Raw genomic sequence first — 21885 nt, 5'->3', positions numbered from 1 at the left:
AAAAAAATCCGTACGCGGCTCGACGAAGCCTTCAGCACAGGCGTTGCCCGGAAGTAAATTGCGGCGCCAGCCGCCGCGCGACGAAGCCCCGCGTCGAAAGCGGACGGTGCGCATCAACAAGCCTGCCTAATTCAATTAATGGCGGGGGCTGCGCCCGGTTTCACACGGAGTTTCCCTGATTACGCGCAATCGTTCATTGTGTTTACGTGTGGCGCGCCAGCACTGCGCGTCGTAGATCGCCCCCGCGACGCCACCTGTAGAAGTTGCGCTGACGCGAAACGGAATTTGCAGCGCCCGACGGCTCAGTGACGCCCCCGGCGCGAGTCCCGCGGATCATCGGACGGTGTCGCGAGAAACGGCTCCAGCCCGAATAGCCATGCGAAGCAGAATGCGATCCGCGTCAGCGCTCGCACTGGAGGCTGCGACAGGGTTTCGTTGGCGTCGTCGAGCGACGAGCGTGGCAGGGGTTGTGGCTGGGCTAGCTCAGCGGCGGTGTGGTCGGTTCGCATGATAGTTCTCGTTATTAGATAGGGTGTGGAAGCCGACTCACAGCAAACAACATGCCGCTATGGAGAAAAGATTCCGCCCCGACTTGAAACGAGAGTACTGGCGCGTGGGCGCCCATTCTGTGCGCTGGGCCGCCCAGTCGAGCCAGCTTACTGGTCGCCCAAAAACAAAAAGGGTTCCGGAATTCGGAACCCTTTTCTCGATACTTTGGTGGGCCGGGTGGGGTTCGAACCCACGATGTCCTTTCGGAGGTGGATTATGAGTCCACTGCCTGCAACCAACACGGCGTCCAGCCCAAGAAAAAAGACCCGGTCGTGAAGGCCGGGCCGTTTCGTCGATTGGCCGACATACTACACGAAAAAGGGGCCTCCGCAACCGCTTCGCTTCTGCGAAACGACCGGGAGGCCCCTTTGATCGCATCATTTGCGGCCAGCCGCGGCCGCCGCGGTCAATTCCCTTCGAGGAACGACTTCAGCTTGTCCGAACGACTCGGATGACGCAGCTTGCGCAGCGCCTTCGCTTCGATCTGTCGAATCCGCTCGCGCGTCACGTCGAACTGCTTGCCGACTTCTTCGAGCGTGTGATCGGTGCTCATCTCGATACCGAAACGCATGCGCAACACTTTCGCTTCGCGCGGCGTCAGCGAGTCGAGTACATCCTTCACGACGTCGCGCATGCTCGCGTGCAACGCCGCATCCGCCGGGGCGACCGTGTTCGTGTCTTCGATGAAGTCGCCCAGATGGGAATCGTCGTCGTCGCCGATCGGCGTTTCCATCGAGATCGGCTCCTTCGCGATCTTCATGATCTTGCGGATCTTGTCTTCCGGCATTTCCATCTTCTCGGCCAGGGTTGCCGGATCCGGCTCGAGACCGGTTTCCTGCAGGATCTGACGCGAGATGCGGTTCATCTTGTTGATCGTTTCGATCATGTGAACCGGAATGCGGATCGTGCGCGCCTGGTCGGCGATCGAACGCGTGATGGCCTGGCGAATCCACCACGTCGCATACGTGGAGAACTTGTAGCCGCGACGGTATTCGAATTTGTCCACCGCCTTCATCAGGCCGATGTTGCCTTCCTGAATCAGGTCGAGGAACTGCAGACCGCGGTTCGTGTACTTCTTCGCGATGGAGATCACGAGACGCAGGTTCGCCTCGGTCATCTCGCGCTTCGCCTGGCGCGCCTTCAGTTCGCCGGCCGCCATCTGACGGTTGGTTTCCTTCAGGTCCTTCAGCGGCAGCACCACGCGCGCCTGCAGATCGAGCAGACGCTGCTGCTGTTCGCGGATGGCCGGAATGTTGCGCGTGAGGATCGCGCTATACGCATGCCCCTCGGCGACGATCTTGTCGGCCCATTCGAGGTCCGTCTCGCTGCCCGGGAAACGCGCGATGAATTCCGCGCGCGGCATGCCGCACTTGTCGACGACCGTATGCAGGATCTGACGCTCGACCTGGCGCACTTCATCCACCTGCGCACGCAACGTGTCGCACAGACGCTCGACGGTGCGCGCGGTGAAGCGGATCGTCATCAGCTCGTTCTGGATGGTTTCCTGCGCCTTCAGGTAGGACTTGGACTTGTAGCCTTCCTTCTCGAACGCGCGACGCATCTTGTCGAACCATTCGCTGATCGAGGCGAATTTTTCGAGCGACGCACGCCGCAGCGCTTCGAGCTGCGCGGCGTTAGCGGTGGCTTGTGCCGCGCCATCGTCTTCTTCCTCGTCCTCTTCGTCCTCTTCCTCGGCTTCCTCGTCTTCGTTCTCGATCGCCTCCGCTTCCTGCGCGGAGAAGCCGTCGGCATCTTCCGCGTCGGCGTCGATCAGACCGTCGACGAGTTCGTCGATGCGCACTTCGTCGTTGGCGACGCGCTCGGCCATCGCGAGGATGTCGGCGATCGTGGTCGGGCACGCGGAGATGGCCATCACCATGTGCTTCAAGCCGTCTTCGATGCGCTTGGCGATTTCGATTTCGCCTTCGCGCGTGAGCAGCTCGACCGTGCCCATTTCGCGCATGTACATACGCACGGGATCGGTGGTGCGGCCAAATTCGGAGTCGACGGTGGACAGCGCGACTTCGGCTTCCTCTTCGACTTCATCGTCCGACGAAGCCGCCGGCGCGTTGTCGTTGAGCAGCAGCGTTTCGGCATCGGGGGCCTGTTCGTAGACCGCCACGCCCATGTCGTTGAACGTGCTGATGATACCTTCGATCGCCTCGGTCTCGGTGAAGTTGTCCGGCAGGTGATCGTTGATTTCGGCGTACGTGAGGAACCCGCGCTCCTTGCCGAGCTTGATCAGCGCGCGCAGCTTCGAGCGACGCTCTTCGAGTTCCTCCATCGTGCCCGGCTGAGACGACGCGAACGCATCCTTCAGCAGCGCTTTTTCCTTGGCACGACGGTCGCGAGCCTTGACCTTTTCCACCTTGCCCGGTGCGGCGGCAGCGGTTTCTTCGGTCTGGGTTGCATCGTCATCGACGGGTACTTCATTCAGCTTTTTCGTCATGGAGTTCGCCGTACCGGCTGTAGTCTCGACCCCCGGCTGTTGGACAACAGCCGGATGAACCGTGGATACTGAAGTCACGCGCGCTGCCGAATCGTCCTCATCGGCAGCCGCTTCCCTTGCGCCTCTGATACCCGCCCGCTTGGCAGCCGGCGGTGCTACAGCTTTCGCCGCCCGAACCGGTGCGGCCTGCGCGGCCGCAGTGGTCGACGACTTCTTCCCGGTAGACGGTGCAACGCTAACGGAAGACGTCCTTCTGGCGGATGCAGTCAGCTTGGCTTCGGTAACTTTTCCGGTGCGCTCTTTCGCGCGTGAGCCTGTTGCCTGATTTCCGCCTGTCGTCTTTGCCATCGCATCGCCTTTCGCCTTTGCTAGGAAAACCCTTGAAAAAACAAACCGCTAGAAACTTTTGATTATACCACCCGAGGTTTTGGCCTCCCGGCTACAGCCCGAGTTGACGCTTCATGTCGGCCCGCTTCCGGTTGAGCTCCGAAAACTCGGCAAATTCTTCCGGTGTATGCCGGGACTGTCGCGAAAGCTGCTCGAGACGATCGCAATAAGCGTCGTATCGCATCTTCAAAATCGCGGCCTTCAGCTCCTCGCCGACAATTCGTTCCTGCTCGCGCCGTTCCTCGATGACGGCCGCGTCCTGCGGGTCTTTCAGCAGCAAATCCCGGACGTTTTCATCATAGTCTAGAATTTTGCGAAAGATTTCCTCGAAAGTTGGGGCGTTCGCGCCATTTCGCAAGAGATCGGACAACAACTGGAACGCCGCCGAATCGCCGAGGGCTCGCGCGTGCGTCGTCACTTCGGCGAACAGTTCGCCGTGCCGGGTCACGGTGAGCAGCGCCTCTTCGGCCTCCTCGTCGAGCATCGCGACCGTGCGCGGATACATCACCAGATTGCGCAGCGTCTTTTCCTCGATGCCGGTCACGCTGCGCCGGTCCTTGCGGGCCGGCGCCTCGCGCGCCGCGGCCGCGATCCGCGCGTCGACCTCGCACAGCGCCGCGACTTCGCTGAACGGTACGTCGAGCCGGTCCGCGAACATATGCATGATCTGTGCGCGCAGCGCATTGGCCGGCAACGCCTGCAGCAGCGGTTTCGCGTCGAACAGCGCGCGGGCCCGGCCTTCGGGCTGATCGAGCTCCTTGCCGGTCAGCACCTCGTTGAGCATGAATTGCGACAGCGGCATCGCCCGTTCGACCTGCTCGGCGAAAGCCTCGGTGCCGAACTCGCGCACGTAACTGTCGGGATCGTGCTCGGTCGGCAGGAACAGGAAACGGATCGTCCGGTTGTCGGCGGCATGCGGCAGACACGCGTCCAGCGCGCGACGCGCGGCGCGCCGGCCGGCCGAGTCGCCGTCGAAACTGAAGATGACCGTGTCGGTCTGGCGCATCAGTTTCTGCACATGAATCGGCGTGCAAGCGGTTCCGAGGGTCGCGACCGCGTTCTGGAAGCCCAATTGGGCCAGCGCGACCACGTCCATATAACCTTCGACGACCAGCACGTAATGCTGCTCCCGAATTGCAAGACGCGCCTCGAACAGCCCGTACAGCTCGCTGCCCTTGTTAAATAGCGGCGTTTCGGGCGAATTCAAATACTTCGGCTCGCCGCCGTCGAGCACGCGGCCGCCGAAGCCGATCACCTGCCCTTTGACGTTGCGGATCGGGAACATGATCCGCTCGCGGAAGCGGTCGTAGCGGCGGTTCTGACCCTGCGCGTCGGACTTTTCGCTGACGATCACGAGACCCGCCTCGACTAGTGCGTCGTCGCGATAGTTCGGAAATGCCGCTTCGAGGTTTTGCCAGCCTTCGGGCGCATAGCCGAGACCGAAGCGCGCGGCGATTTCGCCGGTCAGGCCGCGCTTCTTCAGATATTGGATCGCGCCCGGCGCACCGCGCAGCTGCTTACGGTAGTAGTCGCAGGCGGTCTGCATGAGATCGGACAGCGCCGTGGTGACGGCCTTCGATGCCGCCGGCGCGTAGCCGCCGCCAGCACCGCCACCACCGCCATATCCGGGCGACGGCTCGTTCGGCACGGTGAGACCCACCGATTGCGCGAGCTCGTTGACCGCTTCGGGAAACGACGCGCCCACGTGTTCCATCAGGAAGCCGATGGCCGTACCATGCGCACCGCAGCCGAAGCAGTGATAAAACTGTTTAGTCGGACTAACCGTAAACGAGGGGCTCTTCTCGTTGTGAAACGGGCACAGCCCCATGAAGTTCGCGCCGCCCTTTTTCAGCTGCACATACCGGCCGACCACGTCGACGATATCGACGCGGTTGAGCAGGTCCTGCAGGAATGACGGTGGGATCACAGTAAATGACGCTGCCTGGAAAGCTTCAAAATCCAAGCCCGGAGTCCGGGCTCGACACCGCGACCGGGCCCCCGCGCGTCGCCTTCGCGAGGCGCGCGCGACCCGGACAAACCGACAGAGTTACTTCGCGAGCGCAGCCTTGACCTGTGCCGAGACCGCGGTCATGTCGGCGCGGCCGGCCAGCTTCGGCTTCAGCACGCCCATCACCTTGCCCATGTCCTGCGGGCCGGCCGCGCCGGTCTGTGCGACCGCCGCCTGCACTTCGGCAACGATTTCCGCTTCGGACATCTGCTCGGGCATGTACGCGGAAAGAATGGCCAGCTCGGCCTTTTCCTTGTCCGCGAGATCCGTGCGTCCGGCGGCCTCGAACTGGCTGATCGAATCCTTGCGCTGCTTGATCATCTTGTCGACGACGGCGGTTATGCCGGCATCGTCGAGCGTGACCCGCTCATCGACTTCACGCTGCTTGATCGCGGCTAGCAGCAGGCGAATCGTACCGAGACGCTCGGTCTCGCGCGCCCGCATGGCAGCTTTCATTTCGTCGTTGATCCGGTCCTTGAGACTCATCACTCACCTGAATTGCGTTGAAAAGTTGAAAAACCGGCCGGTCGACGGCGGCGATACCGGCGCATCAGCACGAAAACCCGCTTGGGACTTCTTCCTCAAGCGGGTTGGCGCAATGTGCGTAGTGGATGCGACCTTGCCGGCTGGCCCGATGGGCCGGGTTTGCCGTGATGACACCTGTCGTGCCGCCATCGGCTTGGATGCTGCCGCGCCGTGCGAAGCGGAGTGCGGCAACATCAGAATCAGTAGAGCTTCTTTGGCAGCATCTGGCCACGCAGACGCTTGAAATGACGCTTCACCGCCGCCGCTTTCTTGCGCTTGCGTTCAGCTGTGGGCTTCTCGTAAAACTCGCGAGCGCGAAGTTCCGTCAGTAAGCCGTTTTTCTCCATGGTGCGCTTGAAACGGCGCATGGCGACTTCGAACGGCTCATTGTCTTTTACGCGGATGGTCGTCATTTTTCAATAACGGAACTTTGTAAAGGTTCAGGAGTATAGCAGAGCTTTCTCACAAAGCCATTGCGCCGTCAAGCCCCCCGGGCATACTCGGCGGCGGCCTCGCCCGCCGCGACACCCGACGCCCATGCCCACTGGAAGTTGTAGCCGCCGAGCCAGCCAGTCACGTCGACCGCCTCGCCGATGAAGTACAGGCCCGGCACCCGCGCGCTCATCATCGTCGTCGACGACAGACCGCGCGTATCGACACCGCCGCGCGTCACTTCGGCCTTGCGATAACCCTCAGTGCCGTTCGGCGTGAGCGTCCAGCGCGACAGCGCCTCACCGATGCGGCGCAGCGTCTTGTCCGGCAGATCGGCGACTCGGGCCTCGGCGGCCACCTGATGCGTGTCGAGCCACACATGCGCGAGCCGCTGCGGCACCCATTCGGATAGCAGATTGGCGATCTGCCGCCTGGTGCCGTTTTTCGCGTCGATGAGGGCGGCCGCGGCGTCGCGCTCCGGCAGCAGATTGATGTGAATCGGCTCGCCCGGCTGCCAGTAGCTCGAGATCTGCAGCACGCCTGGGCCCGACAGGCCGCGGTGCGTGAGCAGCAGATCCTCGGTGAACTCGGTGCCGGTCTTTTTATTGCCAGTCGACAGCTGTACTTCGAGCGACACACCCGACAGCGCCGCGAACGGCTCCCAGTCGGCCGGAGCGAAGGTCAGCGGCACCAGCGCGGGACGCGTGTCGATCAACTTGTGGCCGAACTGCTTGGCGATCCGGTACGCGAAATCGGTCGCGCCGATCTTCGGGATCGACAGACCGCCCGTCGCGATCACGAGCGCCCGGGCTGCGATCGTGCCGGTCGCCGTGTCGAGCAGGAACCGCCCTTCGGCGTCCTGGCGCACTTCTTCGACGGACAGCGGCGTGCGCCATGCAATCCCACCGGCGTCGCACTCGTTCTTCAGCACGTCGATGACCGCGTCGCTCGACTGGTCGCAGAACAGCTGGCCCTTGTGCTTCTCGTGCCAGGTCACGCGATGCTGCTTCAGCAGCGCCATGAAATCGCGCGGCGTATAGCGCGCGAGCGCCGAGCGGCAAAAATGCGGATTCGCCGACAGATAATTGGCCGGCCCCGCATACAGATTCGTGAAGTTGCAGCGGCCACCGCCAGAAATGCGGATTTTTTCCGCGAGACGTTGCGAGTGGTCGATCAGCGCCACGCGCCGGCCGAGTTGGCCGGCCACCGCCGCGCACATCATGCCGGCCGCGCCCGCGCCGATGACCGCGATATCAAAGGATTCCATGGGGCCGCATTGTACCTGCCGGGCCCTCGTGCCCCGGCCCGCGCTTTGCCGGCCGCCTGCGCCTGCTGGTCCGCGCTGCTATACTTTGAGGCTTACCTTTCACTTTCGGACGCGCGTCGCGCGCGTTCGTCTCAAGCGATTCATCATGCTCGTTCTCGGCATCGAAAGCTCCTGTGACGAAACCGGTCTCGCGCTCTACGACACGGAGCGCGGCCTGCTCGCGCACGCGCTGCATTCGCAGATTGCGATGCATCGGGAGTACGGTGGCGTCGTGCCGGAGCTGGCATCGCGCGACCATATCCGCCGCGCGCTGCCGCTGCTCGAAGAGGTGATGGAGCGCGCCGGCGTCGCGCGCGGCGACATCGACGCGATCGCTTACACGCAAGGGCCTGGGCTCGCGGGCGCGCTGCTGGTGGGCGCGAGTGTCGCCAATTCGCTGGCGATGGCGTGGAACAAGCCGACCGTCGGCATTCACCATCTCGAAGGGCATCTGCTGTCGCCGTTGCTCGTCGACGAGCCACCGCCGTTCCCGTTCGTCGCGCTGCTGGTATCGGGCGGACATACGCAATTGATGCGCGTGACGGACGTCGGCGTCTACGAGACGCTCGGCGAAACCCTCGACGACGCCGCCGGCGAAGCCTTCGACAAAACCGCCAAGCTGCTGGGCCTCGGCTATCCGGGGGGCCCCGAAGTTTCGCGCATGGCCGAGTTCGGCACCCCCGGCGCGGTCGTGCTGCCGCGCCCGATGCTGCATTCCGGCGACCTCGATTTCAGCTTCAGCGGCCTGAAGACCGCCGTGCTCACGCACGCGAACCGGCTCGGCGGCGCGAACATCTGCGAGCAGGCCAAGGCCGATCTCGCGCGCGGTTTCGTCGATGCGGCCGTCGAAGTGCTGGCCGCGAAATCACTCGCGGCGCTCAAGCGCACGAAGCTGAACCGGCTGGTAGTGGCGGGCGGCGTCGGAGCGAACCGGCAGTTGCGCGAAGCGCTGTCGGCCGCCGCGCAAAAGCGCAATTTCTTCGTGCACTACCCCGACCTGTCGCTATGCACGGACAACGGCGCGATGATCGCGCTGGCCGGTGCGCTACGCCTGCAACGCTGGCCCGAGCAGGCCGGCAACGACTACGCGTTCACCGTGAAGCCGCGCTGGGATCTGACTTCGCTCGCGCACTGAGCCAACGCCGCAAGACGACAAAAAGCCGCTGTTAAAGCGGCTTTTTTTGCTTCGATGCTCCCGCAACGAAACCGCGGGGGGCGACCGGGAACATATCAGACGAGGCGCTTGTCCCGCTCGATCACCGCGTAAGCGCTGTGATTGTGAATCGACTCGAAATTCTCGGCTTCGAGCACGTACGCGACGATGCGCTCATCGGCGTTCAGACGCTGCGCGACGTCGCGCACCAGGTCCTCGACGAACTTCGGATTTTCATACGCGCGCTCGGTGACTAACTTCTCGTCCGGGCGCTTGAGCAGGCCCCACAGCTCGCACGACGCTTCTTCCTCGGCGATACGGATCAACTCTTCCACTGCGACGTCGCCGATCAGCTCGGCGTCGATCGTCACGTGCGAGCGCTGGTTGTGCGCGCCGTACTGCGAGATCTTCCTCGAGCATGGGCACAGGCTCGTGACCGGCACCAGCACCTTCAGGAACAGCCGCGTTGCGCCTTGGCGGGTCTCGCCCGTCAGCGTGACTTCGTAGTCGAGCAGGCTCTGCACGCCCGACACCGGTGCGGTCTTGTTCACGAAGTACGGGAACGACACTTCGATGCGGCCCGCTTCGGCCTCGAGCTTTTCGAGCATAGCCGCGAGCATCTTGCGGAACGTGGCCGGTTCGAGCGGCGCCTTGTTCTCCTCGAGCAATGCGACGAAGCGCGACATGTGCGTGCCCTTCTGCTCGGCCGGCAGATGCACGTCGAGATTCCACGTGCCGACCGTCGGCTGCACTTCGCCGGCGTGCGTGCGAACCGTCAACGGATGGCGCACGCCCTTCACGCCGACCCGCTGGATCGGAATCTGGCGCGTGTCGGGGGTGCTTTGCACGTCGGGCATCACGAAGGCGGGATTCATCTGATTCATTCTTTTGTCCTTTCTGGAAAGCGCCGGGCTGCGCCAACGTCTCGCTGCCTCGGCGACTATCGCGCAGTGAGTTCGAGCCGCCCAGCCGTCGTGCGAATCAGCGCGCGCAACGGCGAACGCCGGCTGCGCCGGCGTTGGGTGACGGGCCGCATCGCCCGTCGGTTCAAACTGGAGATTGCCGAAGCCGCCGTCGCATGACGGCGGCATGGATCGCGCCTACGGCGGCACGACCGTGCGACCGCGCTTTACGCGACGCGCTTCACCGACGACTGTGCGCCGACCGCGCCGCTCGCGAGGAAGCGTTCGCGGATCGACCGGGCGATACCCGCGGCGTCGAGACCGCACGCGGCGAGCAGCTTGGCCGGATCCCCATGATCGATGAACCGGTCGGGGAGGCCCAATTGTAGTACGGGGCGCATAACCCCAGCTGCGAGCAGGGCTTCGACGCAGGCCGAACCCGCGCCACCCATGATGCTGCCTTCCTCGACCGTGACGATTGCGTCGTGCGTCTCGGCCAGCTTGCGCACGAGTTCGGTGTCGAGCGGCTTTACGAAGCGCATGTTCGCGACGGTGGCATCGAGTTGCTCGGCGGCCGCGAGCGACGGCGCGACCATCGTGCCGAACGCGAGAATCGCGATGCGCTTGCCGGCCGGTGCCGAGGTCTCGCGACGCACTTCGCCCTTGCCGAGCGGCAACGCGATCATCTGCTTGACGGTGGCGACACCGGTGCCCGCGCCGCGCGGATAGCGCACCGCGGTCGGATGCGACTGCTGCAACGCGGTGTACAGCATCTGCCGGCACTCGTTTTCGTCCGACGGCGCCATCACGGTCATGTTCGGAATACAACGCATGAACGCGAGGTCGTATGCGCCCGCGTGCGTCGCGCCGTCCGCGCCGACGAGACCCGCGCGATCGATGGCGAACACCACCGGCAGGTTTTGCAGCGCGACGTCGTGAATCAGCTGGTCGTATGCGCGTTGCAGGAACGTCGAATAGATCGCGACGACCGGCTTCATGCCGTCGGCGGCGAGGCCGCCCGCGAACGTCACCGCGTGCTGTTCGGCGATGCCGACATCGAAGTAACGATCCGGGAAACGCTTTTCGAACTCGACCATGCCCGAGCCTTCACGCATCGCCGGCGTGATACCGACCACGCGCGAGTCGAGCTCGGCCGCATCGCACAGCCACTCGCCGAACACCTGCGTGTAGGTCTTCTTCGACGGCGTCGCGGCCGGCTTGATGCCCTCGGCCGGGTTGAACTTGCCCGGACCGTGGTACAGCACCGGATCGGCCTCGGCCAGCTTGTAGCCCTGGCCTTTCTTCGTCACGACGTGCAGGAATTGCGGCCCGCGCAGTTCCTTGATGTTTTGCAGCGTCGGGATCAGCGAATCGAGATCGTGACCGTCGATCGGTCCGATGTAGTTGAAGCCGAATTCCTCGAACAGCGTGGCCGGCACGATCATGCCCTTCGCGTGCTCCTCGAGCTTGCGCGCGAGATCGAGCACCGGCGGTGCGACGCGCAGCACGCGCTCGACGCCCGCGCGAGCGGCCGCATAGAACCGACCCGACATCAGACGCGCGAGATGGCGATTGAGCGCGCCAACCGGCGGCGAGATCGACATGTCGTTGTCGTTGAGGATCACGAGCAGCGGCACGTCGTCTTCGACGCCCGCGTTATTCATGGCCTCGAAGGCCATGCCGGCCGTCATCGCGCCGTCGCCGATCACGGCGATGCCCATACGGTTGTCACCCTGCAGCTTGCTCGCGACCGCCATGCCGAGCGCGGCCGAAATCGACGTGCTCGAGTGCGCGGTGCCGAAGGTGTCGTATTCCGATTCGTCGCGTTTCGGGAAGCCCGAGATGCCGCCCAACTGACGCAGCGTGTGCATCTGCTCGCGACGACCGGTCAGGATCTTGTGCGGATAGGTCTGATGGCCGACGTCCCAGACGATCCGGTCGTGCGGCGTATCGAACACGTAATGCAGCGCGATGGTCAATTCGACCGTGCCGAGGTTGGACGAGAGATGGCCGCCCGTCTGCGATACGCTGTCGAGCACAAAGGCGCGCAACTCGTCGGCAAGCGGTTGCAATTGGCGGCGATCGAGGCGGCGCAGGGCTGCCGGGTCGTCGATGGTTTTCAGCAAGTCGTACATCGTCGTTCCATTGTAGGAAAACTTACGCGCCCGCACTTCATACATGCACCCCGGGGATGGAGGGTGCGCGGCGGCGGGCTTTCGCGTTCAGCTGACCCGGTTCACCACCAGGTCGGCCAGTTCGGCAAGACGCTGCGCGCGAGCGCCGAACGGTGCAAGCGCGGCGTGCGCGTCGCTGCGCAATTGCGCAGCGAGCGCGCGCGACGCGTCGAGCCCGATAATCGACACGTAGGTCGGCTTGCCGTCCTTCGCGTCCTTGCCAGCGGTCTTGCCGAGCGTTGCGGAATCGGTCGTGACGTCGAGAATGTCGTCGACGACCTGAAACGCGAGGCCGACCGCGGCGGCGTAGGCGTCGAGCGAAGCCAGAGCCTGCGCGTCCGGCGTCTCGCCGGCCAATGCGCCCATGCGCACGGCCGCGCGCAGCAGCGCACCGGTCTTCATGCGATGCATGGTCTCGAGCTGCGGGCGGGTCAGCGTATGGCCGACGCTAGCCAGGTCGATGGCCTGGCCGCCGCACATGCCGATCGAGCCGCTTGCGAGCGCAAGTTCGCGCACGAGCGACGCCTGCTGCGCCACGCCCAGCACCCCGGACGTCAGCGCCACGAATGCCTGCGACTGCAGCGCGTCGCCGACCAGCAGCGCGGTCGCTTCGTCATACTTAACGTGGACCGTCGGCTTGCCACGACGCAGCGCATCGTCGTCCATGCATGGCATGTCGTCGTGCACGAGCGAGTACACGTGGATCATTTCCAGCGCCGCCGCCGCCGCATCGAGGCAATCGGCGCGCACACCGGTCAGCTCGCCGGCCGCGTGGCACAGCAACGGCCGCACCCGCTTGCCGCCACCGAGCACCGCATAGCGCATCGCCTCGTGCAGCCTGGCGGGTTCGGTCGTCTCGGCCGGCAGATAGTGTTCCAGCGCCGTTTCGACGCGTTCGAGCACCGAGCGCGTCCATTGTTCGAATGTCATAGGTCGTCCCCGCTCTCAGTCGCGGCTGTGCCTGCGGTATTCATGGGCAGCGGCTTGAGGGTCTCGCCATCGAGGACCCTCACCTGCTGCTCGACCTTTTCGAGCTGCTGTTGACAGAATGCGACAAGTGCCGCCCCGCGACGGTACGCGGCCAGCGATTCCTCGAGGCTCAGGCTGCCGCCTTCCATGCGCCCGACGAGCTCTTCCAGCTCCGCCTGCGCGGCCTCGTAGTTCGCCGGCAGCGGCGCGCTATCGCCGCTTTCGGCTGGCGCGGCGGCGGAATCGTTCGATGCGGTCTTCGCCATGAATAGTCGCAAAATTAAAACAAGTCGGACATTCTACGGCAAAAGCGACATTTTCGATCCGCTCGCCAGCCTGCACCCCGCCGTGCCGCCTCGCTTCGAGCGTGTCCGATGCCCACCTTTGCCCCGCTTCGACCCTGAAGTCTCGCAGAAAAAAAGCGCGAGGTCTGCGGCGAAAATGCCGAACTTTCTTGACATTTTTAACCCAAATCAGGGACTTAAGTGCCCCTGCCACAGGGAAACGGGTATAATCGCGGGCTCCCTAAATCGAATCTTCGATGGTTGGGTTGTTCACTGCTTTCACGTCTTCATCGGGAGTGGGAATGTCCAATCTGAGCAATGCATTGCAGTTGCGGTCTGTCCACAGCCAGCTGCCAGTCACGGCTTACTTTGACGAAGCGCTTCTTACGCGCGAAATCGACACCCTTTTCAAGAAAGGTCCTCGCTACATCGGCCACGATCTCATGGTGCCCGAAGCGGGGGATTATTTTGCCTTGCCCAGCGAACGCGAGGGGCGAGTACTCGTCCGTAACCAGCAGTCGCAAGTCGAGCTGCTGTCGAACGTGTGCCGCCACCGGCAAGCCATCATGCTCAACGGCCGCGGTCAGACGCAGAACATCGTCTGCCCGCTGCATCGCTGGACGTACGACCTGAAGGGCGAACTGCTCGGCGCCCCCCATTTCGCCGACAACCCGTGCCTGAATCTCGGCGCCACGCCGCTGCAGAACTGGCAGGGGCTGCTGTTCGAGGCCCAAGGTCGCGACGTCGCAAAAGATCTCGCACGCCTCGGCACCAAGCGCCACTTCGACTTCTCGGGCTTCATGTTCGATCACGTCGAAGTCCACGAGTGCAACTACAACTGGAAGACCTTCATCGAGGTCTATCTGGAGGACTATCACGTCGCGCCGTTCCATCCGGGCCTCGGCAGCTTCGTCAATTGCGACGATCTGACGTGGGAGTTCGGCGAATGGTACAGCGTGCAGACGGTCGGGGTGCACAAGGCGCTCGAACAACCGGGTAGCCCGACGTATCGCAAGTGGCACGACGAGGTGCTGCGCTTTCGCGACGGCAATCCGCCCGAATTCGGCGCGATCTGGATGGTGTACTACCCGGGCATCATGATCGAGTGGTATCCGCACGTGCTGGTCGTGTCGTGGCTGATTCCGCGCGGCCCGCAGAAGACCACCAACGTGGTGGAGTTCTATTACCCCGAGGAAATCGCGCTGTTCGAGCGCGAATTCGTCGAAGCCGAGCGCGCCGCCTACATGGAGACGGCCCGCGAAGACGACGAGATCGCCGAGCGCATGGACGCCGGCCGTCTTGCGCTGATGGAGCGCGGTGACTCGCAGGTCGGTCCGTATCAGAGCCCGATGGAAGACGGCATGCAGCACTTCCACGAGTTTTTGCGGCGCGAACTCGGCACGATCTGAGGCGCGCCGCGCGGCGCATTCATTGACTCAAGGAAAGACGGGCTGCGGCCCGTCTTTTTTTGTTTAGACTACCGACATAGACCGGCCATGCGCCAGCCGCGCGAATGGCGCGGCCCGCAGCCGTCATCGCCCGTATCGAGGAGACGCCCATGCCCCACACTCATTACACCACCCTGATCTCCGCGACCAATCTTGCCGAGCGGCTCACGGCCGCCCCGGGCAGCGTGTTCGTGATCGACTGCCGGTTCGACCTCGCCGATACCGAGGCAGGCGAGAAAGCCTGGCTGGCCGGCCATCTGCCGGGCGCACACTATCTGCATCTCGATCGCGATCTGTCCGGGCCGAAGAACGGCACGAACGGACGGCATCCGCTGCCCGATCGCGCGCGGCTCGTCGAAACGCTGGAGTCGCGGGGGCTGAAGCAAGGTCAGCAGGTCGTCGCTTATGACGCGCAAGGCGGCATGTACGCGGCACGCGTCTGGTGGCTGTTGCGCTGGCTCGGACACGACGCGGTCGCGCTGCTCGACGGCGGACTGCAGGCGTGGGAAGCAGCCGGCCAACCGCTGACGCAGGACGTGCCCGCGCAGAACACCGGCGACTTCAAGGCGGCCGCACCGCTCGCCGTGACCATCGATGTGCAGGCGCTCGAGCGCAATCTCGGCTCGAAGGAGCGGACCGTGGTCGATGCGCGCGCGGCCGATCGCTATCGCGGCGAAAACGAGACGCTCGATCGCGTCGGCGGCCATATCCCGGGCGCGCTGAACCGCTTCTACAAAGACAACCTGACCGCCGACGGCCGCTTCAAGCCGGCGCACACACTGCGCGAGGAATTCCACGCGCTGCTCGGCGATACGCCGCCGGAACACGTCGTGCTGCAATGCGGCTCGGGCGTGACTGCATGCGTGAATTCGCTCGCGATGGAGGTTGCCGGCCTGCACGGTTCAGCGTTGTACGCGGGCTCGTGGAGCGAATGGAGTTCCGATCCGAAACGGCCGGTGGCGACGGGCGCGCAACCTTGAGCGCGGTCCGCGGCAAGTCGTAACCAGACGAAAAGGCCGTTGCCGCTCGAAAGCGGCAACGGCCTTTTTTTCATCGGATCTATGGTTGGCTCAACGAGCCGCGAAGATTTCGAGCAGCGCCTCAAGCCACGCCGTGCTGCTTGAACCACACGAGCGTGCGACGCCAGCCATCCTCGGCATCGGCCTTCTTGTAGCTCGGACGGTAATCGGCGAAAAACGCGTGACCTGCGTCGTCGTACACGACGAACTGCGAGCCGCGCCCCGCCTGCGGACCTTGCGCGATCGCCTGCTTCATCTGCTCGAGCGTGTCCTGCGGAATGCTTGAATCCTGACGCCCATACAGGCCGAGCACCGGCGCATGCAGGTCGGCGACGAGATCGATAGGATTGGCCGGCGTCATCGCATTCTTCGCGCCGGTCACGCGACCATACCAGGCGACCCCCGCCTTCACGCGCGGATTGTGCTCGGCATACAGCCACGAAATGCGCCCGCCCCAGCAGAATCCGTTCACACCGAGCCGGTTCAGGTCGCCGCCGTTTTCGCCGGCCCACGCGGCGGCCGCGTCGAGGTCGGCCATCGCCTGCGCGTCGGGCACTTTGCTGACCAGTTGCTCGTTTAATTGCTGCATGCTCGTGTAGACGGTCGGATCGCCTTCGCGCTCGTACAAGTTCGGTGCGATTGCCAGATAGCCCTGCTTCGCGACGCGACGGCAGACGTCGGCGATGTGCTCGTGCACGCCGAAGATTTCATGCACGACGAGGATCACCGGCAGATGCGTCTGGCCCTTCGGCTGCGCGCGATAGGCCGGTATCAGCGTGCCTTCCGAATGGAATGCCACTTCCCCCGCCTCGAGGCCGTCGCCGTCGGTGTGGATGGTTTGCGCCGACACGGGCAGCACCGCCGCCGCGAAACCGGTGCCCAGCGCCGCCTTGATGAAGGTGCGACGATCGAAGGGAACGTGCGGGACCAGACAATCGACTTCAGGCTTCAGCATGTGGCGCTCCTCGAAGAATTGTTAGAGGCAACAGGATACGCCTTGCGCGCATCCCGTTGCAGATTCAACTGAGGAGAACGTCCGCGCGCGTCAGTGCAGCTTGACGCGCGGCAGCGTGGTACGGCGCAACCAGTGCGCAAAGGTGTCGAGCACCATGCGCGGATAGCCGTGCAGCGCCGCGATATGCAGCCGGTACAGCGACATGTACATGAAACGCGCGAACAGACCTTCGATCAGCATATTGCCGCCGATCACCCCGCCCATCAGATTGCCGACCGCGCTGAAGTGCCCGAGCGAGACCAGCGAACCGAAGTCGCGATAGGTGAATTCCGGCAGCGGCTTGTTGTCGAGGCGCGCCGCCAAGGCCTTCAGCAAAAAGCTCGCCTGCTGATGGGCAGCCTGAGCGCGCGGCGGCACGTTGCGCTCGTTGCCCGGCCACTCGCAGGCCGCGCAATCACCGAGAGCGAAGACGTTGTCGTCGATTTCCGTTTGCAGCGTGCGGCGCACGACCAGCTGACCGAGCCGGTTGACCGGCAAGCCGTCGAGCTGACCCAGCACCGCCGGCGCCTTGATGCCCGCCGCCCACACAGTCAGATCGGCGCGCACGGTGTGGTCGCTCGCGGTGCGGATGTAGCCCGGCGCGACCTCGGCCACGGTCTCGCCGATCATCAGCTTCACGCCGAGCTTGGTCAGCAGTTCGGCGGTGGCCGTGGAAACGCGCTCCTGCAACGCGGGCAGAATGCGCGGACCGGCCTCGATCAACACGATGCCGACGTCATGCCGCGGATCGAGCTTGTGCAAGCCATACGCGGACAAAACCTGCGCAGTATTGCGCAGCTCCGCCGACAACTCGACCCCCGTCGCGCCGCCGCCGACGATCGCCACCTGAATGCGCGGCTCGCTGGACGTCCAGGTGCCGGGTCCCGGTCTCGATTCGACGGGCTCGTGCGCCTGATGCTCGGCGCGCATGCACGCCGCGATCAGGCGTTTGCGGAAACGCTCGGCCTGGCCAACGGTATCGAGTGCAATGGAGAATTCGGCCGCGCCCTTGACGCCGAAGAAGGCCGTGGTGCTGCCGATCGCGATGACCAGCGTGTCGTACTCGAGCTCGCGTTCGGGCAGCAGTTCGGCGCCGTCGTCGTCGAGCACGATGCCGAGCGTGATACGCCGGTTCGCGCGGTCGAGCCCGGTCAGTTCGCCCTGCTGGAATTCGAAGCCATGCCAGCGCGCCTGCGCAGCGTATTCGAGCTCCTGCGTGAACGGGTCCATGCTGCCGGCCGCCACCTCGTGCAGCAGCGGCTTCCAGATATGCGTGGGATTGCGGTCGACCAGCGTGACCAGGGCCTGCGCGCTGCGCCCCTTCCTGTCGACGCCATAGCGATCGCCAAGGCGTGTCGCCAGTTCCAGCCCTCCCGCTCCTCCGCCAACGACGATAAATCGATGCATTGCACTTCTCCGTGTAGCCGATGAATTATCTGTCGCGACGCTGCGCACGAATGCGCCGTCCTGAACCGATTGTCCTCGACCCGCCCGGGAAGTCACAAGTCGCCAAAACCCATGTGTGACATGCGCACGACGTTATCGTGCGCGTGTCACGGGCATGTCAATGCGCCTCCTCCCAGTTCAGCCCCGCGCCGACTTCGGCGACGAGCGGCACCTTCAGCGCGGCGACGCCGCACATCAGTTCTGGCAGGCGCTTGCGGACTTCGGACAACTCAGCGTCGGGCACTTCGAGGATCAGTTCGTCGTGTACCTGCATGATCATGCGCGTGCCGATCTTCGAGTCTTCGATCCAGTTCTGCACGGCGATCATCGACATCTTGATGAGATCGGCCGCGGTGCCCTGCATCGGCGCGTTGATCGCGGCCCGCTCGGCGGCCTGGCGGCGCGGACCGTTGCCGCCGTTGATTTCGGGCAGCCACAGACGGCGGCCGAACACCGTTTCGACGTAGCCCTTCGCCTTCGCGCTCAAGCGCGTCTCGTCCATATAGCGCGCGACACCGGGATAGCGCGCGAAGTAGCGGTCGATATACATCTTCGCCGCATCGCGCGTGATGCCGAGGTTCGACGCGAGGCCGAACGCGCTCATGCCGTAGATGAGCCCGAAGTTGATGACCTTCGCGACGCGCCGCTGATCGCTCGACACTTCGAGCGGCGTCACGCCGAAGATTTCCGACGCGGTGGCACGGTGAATGTCCTCGCCCTGCGCGAACGCGCGCATCAGCGATGCGTCGCCGGAGATGTGCGCCATGATGCGCAATTCGATCTGCGAATAGTCGGCGGACACCAGCTTGTGTCCCGGCGGCGCGATGAACGCCTCGCGGATGCGCCGGCCTTCGCCGGTACGCACCGGAATGTTCTGCAGGTTCGGATCGTTCGACGCGAGCCGCCCCGTCACCGCGACGGCCTGTGCATAGTTCGTATGCACGCGGCCGGTTTGCGCATTGACCATGCGCGGCAGCTTGTCGGTATAGGTGGACTTCAGTTTCGACAAGCCGCGATGTTCGAGCAGGATCTTCGGCAGCGGATAGTCTTCGGCGAGCTTCTGCAACACTTCTTCGTCGGTGGACGGCGCGCCGCTCGGCGTCTTCTTGATGACCGGCAGTTCGAGCTTCTCGAAGAAAATCTGACCGATCTGCTTCGGCGAGCCGAGGTTGAATTCGCCGCCGGCCAGTTCGTACGCCTCACCCTCGAGTTCGATCAGGCGCGTGGCGATCTCGCTGCTCTGCTGACGCAACTTCTCCGCGTCGATCAGCACGCCGGTGCGCTCCATCTTGCGCAGCACGCGCGAGGTCGGCACTTCGATCTCGCGGTACACATGGTCGAGCGACTTCTCCGCGGCGATCTGCGGATACAAGGCCTGATGCAAACGCAGCGTGATGTCGGCGTCTTCGGCCGCATATTCGGCGGCTTTGTCGAGCGCGACTTCGTCGAAGCCGATCTGCTGCGCGCCCTTGCCCGCGACCTCTTCGTACTTGATCGTCTTCACGCCGAGATGACGCAGCGCGAGGCTGTCCATGTCGTGCGTGCGATGCGATTCGAGCACGTACGATTCGAGCAGCGTGTCATGCTCGACGCCGCGCATTTCGATGCCGTAATTCGCAAGCACCTGTTCGTCGTACTTCAGATGCTGGCCGACCTTCTTGCGCTCGGCGCTTTCGAGCCACGGCTTGAGCTTCGCGAGCACTTCGTCGCGCGGCAGCTGTTCCGGCGCGTCGGGGCCGCGATGAGCGAGCGGCACGTACGCGGCGCGGCCCGCCTCGACCGACAGCGACAAGCCAACGATCTGCGCGACCATCGGATCGAGCGAGGTGGTTTCGGTATCGAACGAGGTCAGCTCGGCGGCGTTGATCTTATCGAGCCACGCGTCGAGTTGCTCCCATGTCTGCACGGTCTCGTAGTGGCGCTCGTGATCGACAGCGAGCGCGGGCGGCACGTCGGTTTCCGGACCTTCGACCGCGTCGGCAATTTCGACTTCGCGCAGCCACGTCTTGAAGCCGTGGCGCGTGAACACGTCGCGCAACTCTTCGCGCGACTCGGGCCGGCTCGGCAAACTTTCCTCGATCGACACGAGATGACCATTCAGATCGCAATGACGCTCGACCGTGACGAGCTTGCGCGCCATCGGCAAGAAGTCCAGCGCGCGGCGCAGATTGTCGCCGACCGCGCCCTTGATCTCGCTCGCATGCTCGACGATGCCGTCGAGCGAGTCATATTGCGTCAGCCATTTGACTGCCGTTTTCGGGCCGCACTTCTCGACGCCCGGCACGTTGTCGACGGTATCGCCGATCAGCGACAGGTAATCGATGATGCGCTCCGGCGGCACGCCGAACTTCGCGACCACGCCGTCGCGGTCGAGCGTTTCGTTGGTCATCGTATTGACGAGCGTGACCCGGTTCGACACGAGCTGCGCGAGGTCCTTGTCGCCGGTCGACACGACCACGTTCATGCCGAGCTTTTCCGCCTCGGTGCACAGCGTGCCGATCACGTCATCCGCTTCGACGCGCTCGATCATCAGCAGCGGCCAGCCGAGCGCACGCACCGCGACGTGAATCGGCTCGATCTGACGGGCAAGATCTTCCGGCATTGACGGACGATTCGCCTTGTAGTCCGGATACCAGTCGTCGCGAAACGTTTTGCCCTTGGCGTCGAACACGCACGCGCTATACTCTGCTGTGACTTCCTTGCGCATGCGCCGCAGCATGTTGATCATCCCGTAGAGCGCACCCGTCGGGCCACCCTCGGGACCGCGCAGATCGGGCATCGCATGGTAGGCCCGGTATAGATAACTCGAACCGTCGACCAACAGCAGGGTCTTACCTTCAAGGCTTCGTTCTTCAGGCATTATGACTAAGAGAAAAGTGATTCCGAGTCTGCGATCGCTCGCAGATCAAGAGCGCGCAACGGCCAAGAAAGCCCGCGCATCGTGGCAGATGTTCACGATTATGGCAGAGTTTATCGAGGCGACCGAGTACCTGTCGGAGATTCGGCCGGCGGTCAGCATCTATGGTTCGGCGCGTCTGAAACCGAACTCGCCGTACTACAAACTCGCCACGCAGATCGCCCGCAAATTGTCGGATGCGGGCTTCGCGGTGATCTCCGGCGGCGGCCCCGGCATCATGGAAGCGGCCAACAAGGGCGCGCATGCGGGCAAGGCGCCGTCGGTCGGTCTGAACATCGAGTTGCCGCACGAGCAGTCGGGCAACCAGTGGCAGGACATCTCGCTGCGCTTCCGCCATTTCTTCACGCGCAAGGTCACGTTCGTGAAGAATTCGGACGCGGTGATCGTGATGCCCGGCGGCTTCGGCACGCTCGACGAACTGGCCGAAGTGCTCACGTTGATCCAGACCAAGAAGTCGCGTCACGTGCCGATCATTCTGGTCGGCGCCGAGTTCTGGGAGGGTCTGCTCGCGTGGTTCAAGAGCTCGCTGATCCCGATGGGTTTGATCAACCCGACCGACATCGATCTGATGCAGGTAATCGACAATCCCGACCAGGTGCTCGAAGCGGTGCTCAAGTTCTACGAAGACCGCGAGGAAGGCGAAGCACATCCGGTCAAGTCGGACGAAGACCGGATGTTCTACCTGTGATCGCATGACGCTGCGCGCCTCGCGTTACGCGAGACGCGAGGCATTGCGCACATATCTGGTCGCGCACATGGCGGGCAGCCTTCGGGCTGCCCGCTTTCGTTTGTGCGCCCAGCATGGGCGCACTCCTGCGGGTGTAAGTCCCGCCATAAGCTGGTCATAGCGAATGAAGTGAAGCGCAACTGCACGAGGGCGACCGGGTGTGGGGAGGAAGCGTGGAGCGTAAATCGCGAGCCGA

At 63.9% G+C, this 21885-nt stretch carries 17 protein-coding genes and 1 tRNA gene; 4 read left to right on the top strand and 14 right to left on the bottom strand.

Annotated elements, in window-relative coordinates:
• Positions 1-302: 302 nt before the first annotated feature.
• The 7 genes from EVC45_RS34000 to EVC45_RS33970 all read right to left on the bottom strand — a co-directional run bounded on the left by EVC45_RS34000 (position 303) and on the right by EVC45_RS33970 (position 7617).
• Positions 303-509 (bottom strand): hypothetical protein, encoded by a 207-nt coding sequence (locus tag EVC45_RS34000; protein ID WP_129962538.1) that lies wholly within the window; start codon positions 507-509, stop codon positions 303-305.
• Between the two features lie 206 nt (positions 510-715).
• Positions 716-803 (bottom strand) — tRNA-Ile (locus EVC45_RS33995).
• A 152-nt stretch (positions 804-955) separates the two neighbouring features.
• A complete protein-coding gene (gene rpoD / locus EVC45_RS33990; protein ID WP_129962537.1) occupies positions 956-3346 on the bottom strand; it encodes an RNA polymerase sigma factor RpoD in 2391 nt (796 codons plus the stop codon).
• Positions 3347-3437: 91 nt separating this feature from the next.
• On the bottom strand, positions 3438-5312 hold the full coding sequence (dnaG, locus tag EVC45_RS33985) for a DNA primase (RefSeq protein WP_129962536.1): 1875 nt from the start codon (positions 5310-5312) through the stop codon (positions 3438-3440).
• Between the two features lie 120 nt (positions 5313-5432).
• Entirely contained in the window at positions 5433-5879 is a 447-nt protein-coding gene (locus EVC45_RS33980) for a GatB/YqeY domain-containing protein (protein WP_129962535.1), read from the bottom strand.
• 239 nt (positions 5880-6118) lie between these two features.
• Complete coding sequence (gene rpsU, locus EVC45_RS33975) at positions 6119-6331, bottom strand: 30S ribosomal protein S21 (RefSeq protein ID WP_008919901.1); 213 nt, start codon at positions 6329-6331, stop codon at positions 6119-6121.
• A gap of 68 nt (positions 6332-6399) precedes the next feature.
• On the bottom strand, positions 6400-7617 hold the full coding sequence (locus EVC45_RS33970) for an NAD(P)/FAD-dependent oxidoreductase (RefSeq protein ID WP_129962534.1): 1218 nt from the start codon (positions 7615-7617) through the stop codon (positions 6400-6402).
• A 145-nt stretch (positions 7618-7762) separates the two neighbouring features.
• Between EVC45_RS33970 and tsaD the strand changes: the two genes are divergently transcribed.
• A complete protein-coding gene (gene tsaD / locus EVC45_RS33965; RefSeq protein ID WP_129962533.1) occupies positions 7763-8791 on the top strand; it encodes a tRNA (adenosine(37)-N6)-threonylcarbamoyltransferase complex transferase subunit TsaD in 1029 nt (342 codons plus the stop codon).
• A 95-nt stretch (positions 8792-8886) separates the two neighbouring features.
• Here tsaD and folE2 read toward each other — a convergent pair whose 3' ends face one another.
• From folE2 to EVC45_RS33945, 4 genes are all read right to left on the bottom strand, one after another.
• Positions 8887-9693, bottom strand: coding sequence for a GTP cyclohydrolase FolE2 (gene folE2 / locus EVC45_RS33960; protein WP_129962532.1), 807 nt, complete (start codon positions 9691-9693; stop codon positions 8887-8889).
• Positions 9694-9938: 245 nt separating this feature from the next.
• Entirely contained in the window at positions 9939-11846 is a 1908-nt protein-coding gene (dxs, locus tag EVC45_RS33955; RefSeq protein ID WP_129962531.1) for a 1-deoxy-D-xylulose-5-phosphate synthase, read from the bottom strand.
• Between the two features lie 87 nt (positions 11847-11933).
• The gene (locus tag EVC45_RS33950) at positions 11934-12815 is read right to left on the bottom strand and encodes a polyprenyl synthetase family protein (RefSeq protein ID WP_129962530.1); all 882 of its coding nucleotides are present in this window, start codon (positions 12813-12815) and stop codon (positions 11934-11936) included.
• Positions 12812-13120: an exodeoxyribonuclease VII small subunit gene (locus tag EVC45_RS33945; protein WP_129962529.1), complete on the bottom strand. Its 309-nt coding sequence runs from the start codon at positions 13118-13120 to the stop codon at positions 12812-12814. Before EVC45_RS33945 ends, EVC45_RS33950 begins: the two co-directional genes overlap by 4 nt.
• A gap of 320 nt (positions 13121-13440) precedes the next feature.
• Between EVC45_RS33945 and EVC45_RS33940 the strand changes: the two genes are divergently transcribed.
• Entirely contained in the window at positions 13441-14547 is a 1107-nt protein-coding gene (locus tag EVC45_RS33940; protein WP_129962528.1) for an aromatic ring-hydroxylating dioxygenase subunit alpha, read from the top strand.
• Positions 14548-14696: 149 nt separating this feature from the next.
• On the top strand, positions 14697-15566 hold the full coding sequence (locus tag EVC45_RS33935) for a sulfurtransferase (protein ID WP_129962527.1): 870 nt from the start codon (positions 14697-14699) through the stop codon (positions 15564-15566).
• A 121-nt stretch (positions 15567-15687) separates the two neighbouring features.
• On the opposite strand, the gene EVC45_RS33930 is transcribed toward EVC45_RS33935, so the two are convergent.
• From EVC45_RS33930 to polA, 3 genes are all read right to left on the bottom strand, one after another.
• Entirely contained in the window at positions 15688-16560 is an 873-nt protein-coding gene (locus EVC45_RS33930; RefSeq protein ID WP_129962526.1) for a dienelactone hydrolase family protein, read from the bottom strand.
• Positions 16561-16650: 90 nt separating this feature from the next.
• Positions 16651-18006 (bottom strand): NAD(P)/FAD-dependent oxidoreductase, encoded by a 1356-nt coding sequence (locus EVC45_RS33925; RefSeq protein ID WP_129962525.1) that lies wholly within the window; start codon positions 18004-18006, stop codon positions 16651-16653.
• Between the two features lie 157 nt (positions 18007-18163).
• The gene (polA, locus tag EVC45_RS33920; protein WP_129962524.1) at positions 18164-20905 is read right to left on the bottom strand and encodes a DNA polymerase I; all 2742 of its coding nucleotides are present in this window, start codon (positions 20903-20905) and stop codon (positions 18164-18166) included.
• Between the two features lies 1 nt (position 20906).
• Between polA and EVC45_RS33915 the strand changes: the two genes are divergently transcribed.
• Positions 20907-21650, top strand: a complete 744-nt coding sequence (locus EVC45_RS33915; RefSeq protein ID WP_013092994.1) for a TIGR00730 family Rossman fold protein — start codon at positions 20907-20909, stop codon at positions 21648-21650.
• The last annotated feature ends 235 nt before the right edge of the window (positions 21651-21885 follow it).

It is taken from the genome of Paraburkholderia sp. UYCP14C (assembly GCF_004197395.1).
Taxonomy (GTDB): domain Bacteria; phylum Pseudomonadota; class Gammaproteobacteria; order Burkholderiales; family Burkholderiaceae; genus Paraburkholderia.
Note: the sequence above shows the minus strand (reverse complement) of the source record. Positions and strands in the feature narration are given on the sequence as shown.

What these genes read in the sequence shown, in the direction of transcription:
- EVC45_RS34000 (WP_129962538.1), bottom strand. Translation starts at nt 509, where the DNA reads ATGCGAACCGACCACACCGCCGCTGAGCTAGCCCAGCCACAACCCCTG.
- rpoD (WP_129962537.1), bottom strand. Translation starts at nt 3,346, where the DNA reads ATGGCAAAGACGACAGGCGGAAATCAGGCAACAGGCTCACGCGCGAAA.
- EVC45_RS33980 (WP_129962535.1), bottom strand. Translation starts at nt 5,879, where the DNA reads ATGAGTCTCAAGGACCGGATCAACGACGAAATGAAAGCTGCCATGCGG.
- rpsU (WP_008919901.1), bottom strand. Translation starts at nt 6,331, where the DNA reads ATGACGACCATCCGCGTAAAAGACAATGAGCCGTTCGAAGTCGCCATG.
- EVC45_RS33970 (WP_129962534.1), bottom strand. Translation starts at nt 7,617, where the DNA reads ATGGAATCCTTTGATATCGCGGTCATCGGCGCGGGCGCGGCCGGCATG.
- tsaD (WP_129962533.1), top strand. Translation starts at nt 7,763, where the DNA reads ATGCTCGTTCTCGGCATCGAAAGCTCCTGTGACGAAACCGGTCTCGCG.
- folE2 (WP_129962532.1), bottom strand. Translation starts at nt 9,693, where the DNA reads ATGAATCAGATGAATCCCGCCTTCGTGATGCCCGACGTGCAAAGCACC.
- dxs (WP_129962531.1), bottom strand. Translation starts at nt 11,846, where the DNA reads ATGTACGACTTGCTGAAAACCATCGACGACCCGGCAGCCCTGCGCCGC.
- EVC45_RS33950 (WP_129962530.1), bottom strand. Translation starts at nt 12,815, where the DNA reads ATGACATTCGAACAATGGACGCGCTCGGTGCTCGAACGCGTCGAAACG.
- EVC45_RS33945 (WP_129962529.1), bottom strand. Translation starts at nt 13,120, where the DNA reads ATGGCGAAGACCGCATCGAACGATTCCGCCGCCGCGCCAGCCGAAAGC.
- EVC45_RS33940 (WP_129962528.1), top strand. Translation starts at nt 13,441, where the DNA reads ATGTCCAATCTGAGCAATGCATTGCAGTTGCGGTCTGTCCACAGCCAG.
- EVC45_RS33935 (WP_129962527.1), top strand. Translation starts at nt 14,697, where the DNA reads ATGCCCCACACTCATTACACCACCCTGATCTCCGCGACCAATCTTGCC.
- EVC45_RS33930 (WP_129962526.1), bottom strand. Translation starts at nt 16,560, where the DNA reads ATGCTGAAGCCTGAAGTCGATTGTCTGGTCCCGCACGTTCCCTTCGAT.
- EVC45_RS33925 (WP_129962525.1), bottom strand. Translation starts at nt 18,006, where the DNA reads ATGCATCGATTTATCGTCGTTGGCGGAGGAGCGGGAGGGCTGGAACTG.
- polA (WP_129962524.1), bottom strand. Translation starts at nt 20,905, where the DNA reads ATGCCTGAAGAACGAAGCCTTGAAGGTAAGACCCTGCTGTTGGTCGAC.
- EVC45_RS33915 (WP_013092994.1), top strand. Translation starts at nt 20,907, where the DNA reads ATGACTAAGAGAAAAGTGATTCCGAGTCTGCGATCGCTCGCAGATCAA.